Here is an 11,224-nt window from a genome sequence, read left to right as displayed (position 1 = left end):
CACCACCATTATCAAATCGTCAGTCCCAGCTGACCCGCCATTTTCTCCCCCAGCCCCGGTAGCTCAGCTGGATAGAGCAGTCCCCTCCTAAGGGACAGGTCGTACGTTCAAATCGTATCCGGGGCGCCAAACTGTCGGCGCCGTAGTCTTCAGGTGTTCCTGTGTCGACTATTTGACGCACACCCTTTCTCCCCCCACGAAAATTGCCGAACCCACGCCGGTGCCCGGCAATTTCTTGCCGTTTTTCCCTAACCCCCCCCGTCTGAAGTATTTCAACTAATTGAATATAAAAGAATAAAATCTGTGGCACGGATGTTGCTGTGGTAGGGCAGGAATGGAATTGCGGAGATATGCCCCATGCCAGCCAACATCGACAACTTTCTAGGCGTTCACGAAGCGGCGCTGCGCCTGCGCTCGGCGCGGTCGGAACTGATCGCGTCCAATCTGGCCAATGCCGACACGCCCAACTACCAGGCCCGTGACATCGACTTCAAGGCGGTGCTGAGCGAATACCAGGGCACGGCGGGCGGTGCCGCCTTGCAGACCACCCACGCCCGTCACCTGAGCAGCAGCGGCGGCATTACCGATCCGGAATATCTGTACCGCACGCCGACCCAGCCGGCCGTGGACGGCAATACCGTCGACTCGCAGGTGGAGAAGGCCGCCTTCATGGAAAACGCCCTGCAATACCAGGCCACATTGCGCTTCATCGACGGCAGCATCAAGACGCTGCGCACGGCCATCCGAGGAGACTAATCATGTCCATGTTCAAGGTATTCGATATCGCCGGTTCGGCCATGAGCGCACAAAGCCTGCGTCTCAACGTCACCGCCAGCAACCTGGCCAATGCCAACAGCGTCAGCAGCAGCATCGACCAGACCTACCGCGCGCGCCAGCCGGTATTCGCCGCCATGCTGAACGAGGCGGGGCAGGCCGGTACGCAGGATGCGGTGGGCGTACAGGTGCGCGGTATCGTGGAGAGTCAGGCGCCGCTGCAGCAGCAGTATGCCCCCGACCACCCCATGGCCGACGAGAACGGCAACATCTTTCTGCCCAATGTGAATGTGGTGGAGGAGATGGCCAACATGATTTCGGCCTCGCGCTCGTATCAGACCAACGTGGAGGTGGTGAATACCGCCAAGCAGTTGATGATGCGCACGCTGACCATGGGTCAGTAAGTCTGAGGAATCGTGATCATGACCACCGTAAATAACAATGCGGCCTTGCTCGACAGTCTTGGCTTGCTGCGTCAGGAGCAGAGCGCCACCGCCAGGAATGAATTGGGGGCGGATGACTTCATGAAGTTGATGATTGCGCAGATGCAGAACCAGAATCCCATGGACCCCATGGATAACGGTGACTTCATTGCGCAACTGGCGCAGTTCAGCGCGACCTCCGGTATTCAGGATTTGAATACCTCGTTTGCTTCTCTATCGACCTCTCTGCAGTCCTATCAGGCCTTGCAGGCGTCCAGTCTGGTCGGGCGCAGCGTGCTGATTTCGTCCGACAACGGCCAGATCAATGCCGGTGGCAGTATCGACGGACTCATCAATCTGGACTCGACCACGCCGCAGCTCACGCTCGGTATCTATGACCAGAGTGGTGCGCTGGTGCGGCGCGTACAGATGGGAATGCAGTCGGCCGGTACCGTGCCGTTCAAGTGGGATGGCATTGGCGACAACGGTGCTGCTATGCCGGCAGGAGTATATGAGGTGCGTGCCGAGGCGCTGGTGGGCGGTAAGGCAACAGCGATGGAAACTTTGATTTATAACGACGTTGAAAGTGTAAGTCTTTCGGCGCGCGGCGGTGTTCTGCTCAACCTCGCAGGGGTGGGCACAGTGGATCTTTCCAAGGTTTATCAGATCAAGTAAGCGGCGACAGGAGACATATCATGGCATTCCAGACAGCACTGAGTGGTTTGAACGCAGCATCCGGCAACTTGAACGTGACCGGACACAATATCGCTAACGCTAGCACCACCGGCTTCAAGCGGTCGCGCGCCGACTTTGCCGACGTGTATGCGGTTAGCTTTGGCGGCGTGAGCAAGACAGCGACCGGCAGTGGCGTACGCCTGGCCAGTGTGACGCAGCAGTTTACCCAAGGCAACATTGATTTTACTGACAACAACCTGGATCTGGCCATCAGCGGCGAGGGTTTCTTCATCCTCAACGACAACGGCACCTTCCTGTACACACGTGCCGGTAATTTCTCAGTGGACCGTGACGGCTACGTGGTCAATGCCCATGGTCAGCGTGTGCAGCAATATGCAGTGGATCCCAATACTGGCATCGTCAGCAACTTCACACCCATGGACCTGCAGCTCAATCTAGGCGCCAACCCCGCCTCGGCCACTACGCGCATCGACATCAATGTTAATCTTGATGCCGGTGTGACGCCCATTGACTCGGTGGCCTATCCGGCCCTGGTCGCTGCGCCGGTACCGGACCCGAACACCTATAACTTCTCCACCACCACCACCATTTACGATTCGCTGGGCGTGACCCATGAGGCCACGCTGTACTTCCGCAAGGACGACACCATGCCGGCCAACCAGTGGGAAGCCACGCTGGCGCTCACCGACACCGACGGCACGATCAGTGTTGCTGACACCATACCCGTGCAGTTCAGCACCAACGGTACCTTGCTCACCACCGGCGATCAGAATTTTCTGGCGGGATTTGGCCCGTGGACGCCTTCCACTGGCGCCACGCCTTTTGCGGCCTTCGATATCAACTTCGCCGGCAGTACTCAATTTGGCGCTAACTCTGCTGTCAATGCGCTAAACCAGGATGGCTACACCACCGGCCGCCTGGCCGGCATTTCGGTCGATTCCACCGGCGTGTTGTTTGCCCGTTACACCAATGGTCAATCCGCCACTGTCGGCGCCATTGCCATGGCCCGCTTCAGCAACCCGAACGGTCTGCAGCAGGTGGGTGATACCAACTGGGCGGCCAGCTTTGAGTCCGGTGATGTGCTGCCGGGTCAGGCCGGTACCGGCACCTTCGGTCAGATCCAGTCCGGCGCGCTGGAGTCTTCCAATGTGGATATCTCCAAGCAGTTGGTGAACATGATCATCGCGCAGCGTGATTTCCAGGCCAACGCCAAGATGATCACCACCGAGGATCAGGTTACCCAGACCATCATCAATATTCGTTAATCAGGGGCCAGGGGCTAGGTAGCGAGTCTCGAACTCACAGCCCCGTACCCGAAGAGGTATAGATCATGGACCGTATGCTCTATCTGTCGATGACCGGCGCGAGCCAGATCATGCAGGCACAGGCGATCACCACCAACAATCTGGCGAACGTCTCGACCACCGGCTTCAAGGCCGATCTGGCACAGTTCCGCAGTATGCCGGTTTTCGGGGATGGCATGCCGTCGCGGGTCTATGCCATGACCGAGCGGCCCGGCACCGATCTGTCCGCCGGCGCGCACAACCATACCGGCCGCGAGCTGGACATGGCAGTGCGCGGCGAGGGGTGGATCGCGGTACAGGCGCCGGACGGCAGCGAGGCCTATACCCGTGCCGGCGATCTGCACATCTCCAGTGCCGGCCTGCTGGTAAATGGCGCCGGGCATTCGGTCATCGGCGACAACGGCGGCCCCATCGCCATTCCGCCTTACGAAAAGATCGAGATTGGTACCGACGGCACCATCACCATCCGCCCGCTGGGGCAGCAGGCCAACGTACTGGCCCAGGTGGAACGTATCAAGCTGGTGTTGCCCGAGCCCGGGCAGTTTACCAAGGGCGAGGACGGCCTGATGCGTGTGAAAGACGGCGGCGTGTTGCCCCCCAACGCCACAGTACAACTGGTGTCCGGCGCACTGGAGACCAGTAACGTCAGCGTGGTGGATTCGATGGTGCGCATCATCGAGTTGTCCCGCCAGTATGAAACCCAGATCAAGATGATGAATACGGCCAAGGAAAACGACGCTGCATCCGACCGTCTGATGCAGTTGGCATAGCTCTTGCTGTGCGTTAGGTAAACGTCAAAGATCGGTCGCAAATTGAATTGAGAGGTAAGGCATCATGAACCCGGCACTGTGGATTGCAAAAACCGGTCTGGAGGCGCAGCAGACGCGCATGGGCGTGGTCTCCAATAACCTCGCCAACGTTAGCACGACCGGCTTTAAGCGTGATCGTGCTGTTTTTGAAGACCTGCTGTATCAGACTGTACGCCAGCCCGGTGCCCAGTCCAGCCAGGACACCACGCTGCCTTCCGGTCTGATGCGCGGTACCGGTGTACGTACCGTGGCTACGGAAAAGCTGCACACGCAAGGCAACATTGTGCAGACCAACAACTCGCTTGATGTCGCTGTGCAGGGCCGCGGTATGTTCCAGATTCTGCGTCCGGATGGCACGCTGGCCTATACCCGTGACGGCACCTTTCAGATGGATGCCCAGGGACAGTTGGTGAACTCGGGTGGCTATCTGGTTCAGCCCGGCATCACCATCCCCAATAATGCCCAGACCATCAACATCGGCAGTGATGGAGTTGTGACGGTGCAGATTGCCGGTCAGCCGGCGCCGACGCAGGTTGGTAATATTCAGCTCGCTGATTTTATCAATCCCGCCGGCCTGCAGCCCATCGGTGAAAACCTGTTTGTAGAGACCGCGTCCAGTGGTGCGCCGCAGCTGGGCACGCCTGGCCTGAACGGACTGGGTACGGTGATCCAGGGATCTCTGGAAAGCTCCAACGTGAATGTGGTGGAGGAGATGGTGAACATGATCGAGACCCAGCGCGCCTACGAGATCAACTCCAAAGCGATATCCACTGCCGATCAGATGTTGCAGTACCTGAACAACAACGTGTAGTCACACTGAATACGTGGAGCACACCATGAAACGCCTGACTGCCATCATCGTCTCTTGCGCCATCCTCACTCTGCAAGGCTGCGCCACGCTGGAAGAGCCGAAACGCAATGTGAATTACGCTCCGACCATGCCGGCCGCACCCTTGCCAGCGCAGGAGAACAACGGCGCCATATTCCAAGCGGTGAATGGCATCGCCCTGTTCGAGGATGTTCGCGCCCACCGTGTCGGTGACATCCTCACCGTGCAACTCGTTGAAAAGACCGCTGCCAGCAAGCAGGCGGCAACCAGCACCAAGAAAGAGCAGGACATCAACCTAGGCGTAAATACTTTGTTGGGTGGGCCGGTGTCTTATAACGGCGTCGACCCGCTGAGCGCGTCGGTCAGCGCCAAACGCGATTTTTCCGGTGATGGCGCCAGCAGCCAGAGTAATACCCTGACCGGCAACATCACCGTCACCATTGCCCAGGTGTTGCCCAACGGCAACATGATCGTGCGTGGCGAGAAGGTGCTCACCATCAACCAGGGCGACGAATTCATCCGTATCTCCGGCATCGTGCGTCCGGTGGATGTAAGCCCGGACAATACCGTGCTGTCCACCAAGATTGCCGATGCCGAGATCATCTACGGTGGCCGCGGCACCCTGGCCGACTCGAACCGGAAAGGCTGGTTGGCCCGCTTCTTCGACGGCCCGCTGTGGCCGTTCTGAGGGAGAACATCATGAAACTCCAACGCGTAGTTCTCCTGGTCCTGACCCTGGCACTGCCGCTGGCCGCACAGGCCGAGCGCATCAAGGACCTGGCCGCGGTGGCGGGCGTGCGCAGCAATCAGCTCATCGGCTATGGCCTGGTGGTCGGCCTCGACGGTACCGGCGATCAGACCAGCCAGACACCGTTTACCGTGCAGAGCCTCAAGAGCATGCTGGCACAGTTGGGTATTACCCTGCCGGCCAACGTCAATCCCCAGTTGAAGAACGTGGCGGCGGCGATGGTCAGTGCCGAGCTGCCGGCGTTCGCCAAGCCGGGCCAAACCATAGACATTACCGTCTCGTCCATCGGCAATGCCAAGAGCCTGCGTGGCGGCACGCTGCTGATGACACCCCTCAAGGGCGCCGATGGTCAGGTCTATGCCATCGCCCAGGGCAACCTCATCGTCGGCGGTTTCGGCGCCCAGGCGCGTGATGGCTCCAAGATCACCGTGAATGTGCCCAGCGTAGGGCGTATCCCCAACGGCGCCTCGGTGGAACGGGCCGTGAACAATCCGTTTGCGTCGGGTAACAGTCTGTATCTCAATCTGCACAGCGCCGACTTCACCACCTCGACCCGTCTGGCCCAGGCCATCAACGACGTCATCGGCCCGGGTACTGCTGAGCCGGCCGACGCCACTTCGGTGCGTGTCAATGCACCGCGTGATCCGGCCCAGCGCGTGTCGTTCGTGTCGCTGCTGGAGAACATCGAACTGCAGCCGGGCGAGGCCGCTGCCAAGGTGGTGGTCAACTCGCGCACCGGCACGGTGGTCATCGGCCAGAACGTGCGTGTCAGTTCCGCTGCGGTGGCCCATGGCAGTCTGACGGTGACCATTACCGAAGGCGCTACGGTCAGTCAGCCAGCGCCCTTTGCCGGTGGCCAGACCGCCGTGGTTCCACGGTCGGATATCGCCATTGAAGAACAGAGCGACCGCATGTTTCTGTTCAACCCCGGCGTGACCCTGGACGAAATCGTCCGTGCCGTGAATCAGGTCGGCGCCGCCCCGGGTGATCTGGTCGCCATTCTGGAAGCGCTCAAGCAGGCGGGCGCGTTGCGCGCAGAACTGCTGGTGATCTAGGCCGCCGTCATGAGCGCAGAACTTGCATCCGGCGCCTTCTACACCGACTTTCAGGGCCTCACCGCCCTGAAGGCCGGGGCACGTGAGCAGTCGCCCGAGGCGCTCAAGGCCGTCGCCAAGCAGTTCGAGGCCCTGTTTCTGCAGATGATGCTGAAGAGCATGCGCGAGGCCAGCGAGGGTGACCCGCTGTTCGACGGCGAGCACACCGCGCTGTATCGCGACATGTACGACAAACAGTTGTCGCTGGATCTGAGCGAGAAGGGCATCGGCCTGGCCGAAGTACTGGTAAGGCAGTTGCAGGTGCAGGCGGGGCAGCCCAAGGCCGAAACAGAACTGGCCTTGCCCCAGCGGCTGGGGAGCACCTTTGCGCGCGTCGAGGCACAGATCAAGAGTGTCGCTCCGTTGGAGAACAAGCACGAGGTAGTGAGCGCCGAGGCGGTGACCGAATCACCGCAGGCGTTCATCCATCGGCTGTGGCCGCTGGCGGAAAAGGCGGCAGCGAAGATCGGTGCCTCGCCCGAGGCGCTGCTGGCGCAGGCCGCGCTGGAAACCGGCTGGGGCAAGGCGGTCATTCGCCATCCTGACGGCAGCAGCAGCCACAACCTGTTCAATATCAAGGCGGATCGGCGCTGGGACGGAGAGAGCGTGGCCAAGCAGACGCTGGAGTATCGCGACGGCGTCGCCGCCAAGGAAGTGGCCCGTTTCCGTGCCTACGACTCTTTCGAGGCCAGTTTTGACGACTATGTGAATTTCCTGCAATCCAACCCGCGCTACAGCGAGGCGCTGCGCCGGGCCGATGACCCCAGGCAGTTCGTGCGCTCGTTGCAGGACGCAGGCTATGCCACTGACCCGGCCTACGCCCGCAAGATTGGCAATATCCTCGACCGCGGCGTGGTCGCCGATGCGGCGGCCGCCCTAAAGAGTCCGGCGCAGGGGACGCTATCATGACCGGAGCATGGAACATGGCACATAACGACGCGAATCTATTCGATAATCTGACCGCGGGCCGGGAGGTGTGTCATGCCTGATATTCTCAGCACCGGCGTCTCCGGCCTGCTGGCCTTCCAGCGCGCGCTGGCCACCACCAGCCACAATATTTCCAACGTGAATACCGAGGGTTACAGCCGCCAGCGCACCAACCTGGCGACCCGTATCCCGGAGCCCACCGGCGCCGGCTTCATCGGCACCGGCGTGAAGGTAAGCAGTGTGGAGCGCCTGTACGACCAGTTCCTGTCGGAGCAGTTGCGTACCTACACCTCCAACCTGACCAAGCTGGACGCCTTCCACAAGCTGTCGTCCCAGGTGGACAACCTGCTGGCCGATGCCAATGCCGGTCTGGCCCCGTCGCTGCAGCAGTTCTTCAACGCCCTGCAGGGCGTGGCCGACAATCCTTCGTCCATTCCGGCGCGCGAAGTGTTGCTCAGCCAAGCCGAGTCACTGGCCCATCGTTTTCAGGCCATCGACCAGCGTATGGCGGCCCTGCGTGACGTGGTCAACACCTCCGTCAGCAACACCGTAAACGACATCAACACCCTGAGCCAGTCCATCGCCCAGATCAATCAGAGCATCGTACTGGCCCAGGCCCAGGCCGGCGGCCAGCAGCCCAACGACCTGCTGGACCAGCGCGACCTGCTGATCCGCCAGCTGGCGGAGCGGGTACCGGTGACCACCGTGATGCAGGACAACGGCGCCACGAACGTGTTCATCGGCAACGGCCAGGTGATGGTGCTGGGTCTGGACTACAACCAGCTCAGCGTCATTCCCAGCGACTATGACTCCTTTACCCTGCGTGTGGCACTGACGACCAGTGCCGGGCCGGGGCCGGATGTGACCGACTTTCTCAATGGCGGCACCATCGGCGGCCTGTTGTCCTTCCGTAAGGAAATGCTGGAGCCGGCGCAGAACGCCCTGGGGCGCATCGCCATCGGTCTGGCCGAAACCATCAACGCCCAGCATCGCCAGGGCCTGGATTTGAATAACGAGCTGGGGCTGGATTTCTTCGGCTTCGGTGGCGTGACGGCGCTGGCCACCGCGGCGGCCAGCAGCCGCAACACCGGCACGGCTGAGGTCACCTATAACATCACCAACGTCAGCGCGCTGACCGCCAGCGACTACCGCATCAGCACCGCCGATGGAATCACCTACGCCCTGACGCGGCTCAGCGATAACAGCGTTGTCGGCACCTACACGCCCGGCGCCTACCCCGACACCATCGATGTGCCGAGTGAGGGGTTCTCCTTTACCCTGGATGTCGCCGCCAACGCCGGCGACAGTTTCGAGCTGCGGCCGACCCGCTCCGCGGCGCGCGACATCACCCTGCTCATCGACGACACCAAGCGCATCGCTGCCGGCGCACCGTTGCGGGCCACCGAGTCCATCACCAATCTCGGCAGTGCCCAGCTGAACAAGCTGGATAGCACCGTCGGCGCCACGACCGATCTGGCGGCGGTACTGGCAGCGGGTGCGGTGACCATGACCTACGACAGCACCGTCCCGGGCTACACCCTGGGCGGTGCCCTGGCCGGCACCCTGGCCTACAACCCTGCCACGGAAAGCGCGGGCAAGACCTTTGATCTCGGCGTTATTGATCCCAATTACGCCGGTATCACCTTCCGCCTGTCCGGCAAGCCGCTGGATGGCGACAGCTTCACCATCAGCCCCAATTACGACGGCGTCGGCGACAATGGCAACGCCCTCAAGCTGGCGGCCATCGACGGCATCCCCATCATCGCTGGCGGCACCACCACCTTCCAGAACGCCTATGGTCAGATGGTGTCCCAAGTGGGTGCGCGCACCCATCAGGCCAGCATTGACGTGGGGGCGCAAAAGGCCATGGTGACCCAGGCCGAGATGGCGCTGGAGTCCGTGTCCGGTGTGAATCTGGACGAGGAGGCCGCCAACATGCTGCGCTTCCAGCAGGCCTATCAGGCCAACGCCCAGCTCATCAACATCGCCCAGTCTCTGTTCGACACCCTGCTCAATGCGGTAAGGAGATAGTCATGCGTATTTCCAGCCGTTTCTTCCAGACCATGGGGGTCAACTCGATCCTTGACCAGCAGGTCAAGTTGAGTAAGACGCAGAATCAGCTTGCCAGCGGCAAGCGCATTCTGTCGCCGTCGGATGATCCGGTCGCCACCAGCCAGCTGATGCAGTTGCGGCAGACAAAAAATACGGTAGGCCAGTTCCAGGCCAACGCCGATGCGGCGGTGAACCGCCTGTCGACGGAGGAGGGCGTGCTGACCGGTGTGACCACCCTGCTGCAACGTGTGCGTGAGCTGTCGATCCAGGCCGCCAATGCCACGCAGACCAACGACACCCGCAAATTCATCGCCTCCGAGGTGCGCCAGCGCCTGGAGGAGCTGGTGGGCCTGGCCAATACCCGTGACGGCAACGGCGAATACCTCTTCTCCGGCAGCAAGGGCTTCACCGAACCGTTCGTCCCCAATGCCTCGGGCGGTTACGACTACTTCGGCGACGACAGCCAGCGTTTCCTGCAAATAGGCGCCGGACGCCAGGTGGCCGATGGCAATCCGGGTTCCGAGGTGTTTGGCTTGGTGCGCAACGGCAACGGCACCTTCGTCACCAGTCTCGGGGGCGGTGGTACCGCCACGGCTGACCCGACCAATACCGGGGTTGGCGTGGTCGATGGCGTCGCCGTTTCCGCCCAGTTCATTCCTGCGGTGAACGGTTACCGCATCGTCTTTACCAGCGGTGCCGGTGACTATGAAGTGCAGGATGCGGCGGGCAACCCGCTGGCGCCGCCCGTGACGGGAACCTACACCGATCCGGGCAGCATCGACATTCCGATCGGTGGTGTGACGGCGGCGACCGTTGCGCTGAGCGGCATGCCGGATAACGGCGATATCTTTACGTTGAGTGTGGGCACCAATGCGGGTACCGGTGTCATCTCCGGTGGCAGCGTGCAGGGCCAGTTCCAGCCTGCGCTGGTCAACGGCGTCAATGGCTATACCCTGCGCTTCATCCAGGCAGCGCCCACCGATCCGATTACCTACGAGGTGTTGACGACCGGCGATCTGCAGCCCTTGACGCCCCCTGTCACGGGCACCTACGTTGACGGTCAGCCCATCGCCTTCCAGGGCGCACTGGTGACGGTGACCGGTACGCCCGCCAATGGCGATACCTTCTCCATACGTTCCAGCGAATACCAGAACATCTTCCAGACCCTGAATGACTTTGTCACCACGCTGGAAACCGGCGTGACCTCGGCGGCGGAACAGGCCCAGTTGAACAACAACATCAACCGCTTTCTGGCCGACGTCGACCAAAGCATGAACAGCATCCTCACCGTACGCGCCAGCGTCGGCGCGCGCCTCAATGCCGTCGATGGCCAGCGCTACATCAACGAAGATCAGCTGATCCAGAGCACCCAGATCATCTCGTCCATCGAGGATCTGGACTACGCCGAGGCGATCAGCCGCCTCAACCTGCAGATGGCCGGCCTGGAGGCTGCCCAGCAGACCTACCTCAAGGTGCAGGGGCTGTCACTGTTCAACTTCCTGCGCTGATTGACGGCGCCCGAGGCCGGGACCGTACCCGTCGCCTTTATCCCAATCCTGTTTGATACCC

11 protein-coding genes and 1 tRNA gene are annotated in these 11,224 nt (G+C 61.3%); all 12 read left to right on the top strand.

What is annotated here, in order from left to right; genetic code table 11:
• Window positions 1–52: 52 nt before the first annotated feature.
• The 12 genes from ACMV8A_RS13465 (at window position 53) to flgL (ending at window position 11,163) form a co-directional block, all read left to right on the top strand.
• Window positions 53–129: transfer RNA gene (locus ACMV8A_RS13465), tRNA-Arg, on the top strand.
• 228 nt (window positions 130–357) lie between these two features.
• On the top strand, window positions 358–756 hold the full coding sequence (flgB, locus tag ACMV8A_RS13460; protein ID WP_495326389.1) for a flagellar basal body rod protein FlgB: 399 nt from the start codon (window positions 358–360) through the stop codon (window positions 754–756).
• Window positions 757–758: 2 nt separating this feature from the next.
• Entirely contained in the window at window positions 759–1,178 is a 420-nt protein-coding gene (gene flgC / locus ACMV8A_RS13455; RefSeq protein ID WP_495326388.1) for a flagellar basal body rod protein FlgC, read from the top strand.
• An 18-nt stretch (window positions 1,179–1,196) separates the two neighbouring features.
• Window positions 1,197–1,871, top strand: coding sequence for a flagellar hook assembly protein FlgD (locus ACMV8A_RS13450; protein ID WP_495326387.1), 675 nt, complete (start codon window positions 1,197–1,199; stop codon window positions 1,869–1,871).
• Between the two features lie 20 nt (window positions 1,872–1,891).
• Window positions 1,892–3,157: a flagellar hook protein FlgE gene (gene flgE / locus ACMV8A_RS13445; protein ID WP_495326386.1), complete on the top strand. Its 1,266-nt coding sequence runs from the start codon at window positions 1,892–1,894 to the stop codon at window positions 3,155–3,157.
• A 65-nt stretch (window positions 3,158–3,222) separates the two neighbouring features.
• The gene (gene flgF, locus ACMV8A_RS13440) at window positions 3,223–3,966 is read left to right on the top strand and encodes a flagellar basal-body rod protein FlgF (RefSeq protein ID WP_495326385.1); all 744 of its coding nucleotides are present in this window, start codon (window positions 3,223–3,225) and stop codon (window positions 3,964–3,966) included.
• 64 nt (window positions 3,967–4,030) lie between these two features.
• Window positions 4,031–4,816: a flagellar basal-body rod protein FlgG gene (flgG, locus tag ACMV8A_RS13435; protein WP_495326384.1), complete on the top strand. Its 786-nt coding sequence runs from the start codon at window positions 4,031–4,033 to the stop codon at window positions 4,814–4,816.
• A 25-nt stretch (window positions 4,817–4,841) separates the two neighbouring features.
• Window positions 4,842–5,522, top strand: coding sequence for a flagellar basal body L-ring protein FlgH (gene flgH / locus ACMV8A_RS13430; RefSeq protein ID WP_495326383.1), 681 nt, complete (start codon window positions 4,842–4,844; stop codon window positions 5,520–5,522).
• Window positions 5,523–5,533: 11 nt separating this feature from the next.
• Window positions 5,534–6,637, top strand: coding sequence for a flagellar basal body P-ring protein FlgI (locus ACMV8A_RS13425; RefSeq protein ID WP_495326382.1), 1,104 nt, complete (start codon window positions 5,534–5,536; stop codon window positions 6,635–6,637).
• 9 nt (window positions 6,638–6,646) lie between these two features.
• Complete coding sequence (gene flgJ, locus ACMV8A_RS13420) at window positions 6,647–7,585, top strand: flagellar assembly peptidoglycan hydrolase FlgJ (RefSeq protein WP_495326381.1); 939 nt, start codon at window positions 6,647–6,649, stop codon at window positions 7,583–7,585.
• Between the two features lie 72 nt (window positions 7,586–7,657).
• Window positions 7,658–9,634: a flagellar hook-associated protein FlgK gene (gene flgK, locus ACMV8A_RS13415; protein ID WP_495326380.1), complete on the top strand. Its 1,977-nt coding sequence runs from the start codon at window positions 7,658–7,660 to the stop codon at window positions 9,632–9,634.
• 2 nt (window positions 9,635–9,636) lie between these two features.
• A complete protein-coding gene (gene flgL / locus ACMV8A_RS13410) occupies window positions 9,637–11,163 on the top strand; it encodes a flagellar hook-associated protein FlgL (protein WP_495326379.1) in 1,527 nt (508 codons plus the stop codon).
• Window positions 11,164–11,224: the final 61 nt, after the last annotated feature.

Source organism: Sulfurivermis sp. (assembly GCF_059410345.1).
Note: the sequence above shows the minus strand (reverse complement) of the source record. Positions and strands in the feature narration are given on the sequence as shown.

What these genes read in the sequence shown, in the direction of transcription:
- ACMV8A_RS13425 (WP_495326382.1), top strand. Translation starts at nt 5,534, where the DNA reads ATGAAACTCCAACGCGTAGTTCTCCTGGTCCTGACCCTGGCACTGCCG.
- flgG (WP_495326384.1), top strand. Translation starts at nt 4,031, where the DNA reads ATGAACCCGGCACTGTGGATTGCAAAAACCGGTCTGGAGGCGCAGCAG.
- flgC (WP_495326388.1), top strand. Translation starts at nt 759, where the DNA reads ATGTCCATGTTCAAGGTATTCGATATCGCCGGTTCGGCCATGAGCGCA.
- flgK (WP_495326380.1), top strand. Translation starts at nt 7,658, where the DNA reads ATGCCTGATATTCTCAGCACCGGCGTCTCCGGCCTGCTGGCCTTCCAG.
- flgJ (WP_495326381.1), top strand. Translation starts at nt 6,647, where the DNA reads ATGAGCGCAGAACTTGCATCCGGCGCCTTCTACACCGACTTTCAGGGC.
- ACMV8A_RS13450 (WP_495326387.1), top strand. Translation starts at nt 1,197, where the DNA reads ATGACCACCGTAAATAACAATGCGGCCTTGCTCGACAGTCTTGGCTTG.
- flgL (WP_495326379.1), top strand. Translation starts at nt 9,637, where the DNA reads ATGCGTATTTCCAGCCGTTTCTTCCAGACCATGGGGGTCAACTCGATC.
- flgF (WP_495326385.1), top strand. Translation starts at nt 3,223, where the DNA reads ATGGACCGTATGCTCTATCTGTCGATGACCGGCGCGAGCCAGATCATG.
- flgB (WP_495326389.1), top strand. Translation starts at nt 358, where the DNA reads ATGCCAGCCAACATCGACAACTTTCTAGGCGTTCACGAAGCGGCGCTG.
- flgH (WP_495326383.1), top strand. Translation starts at nt 4,842, where the DNA reads ATGAAACGCCTGACTGCCATCATCGTCTCTTGCGCCATCCTCACTCTG.
- flgE (WP_495326386.1), top strand. Translation starts at nt 1,892, where the DNA reads ATGGCATTCCAGACAGCACTGAGTGGTTTGAACGCAGCATCCGGCAAC.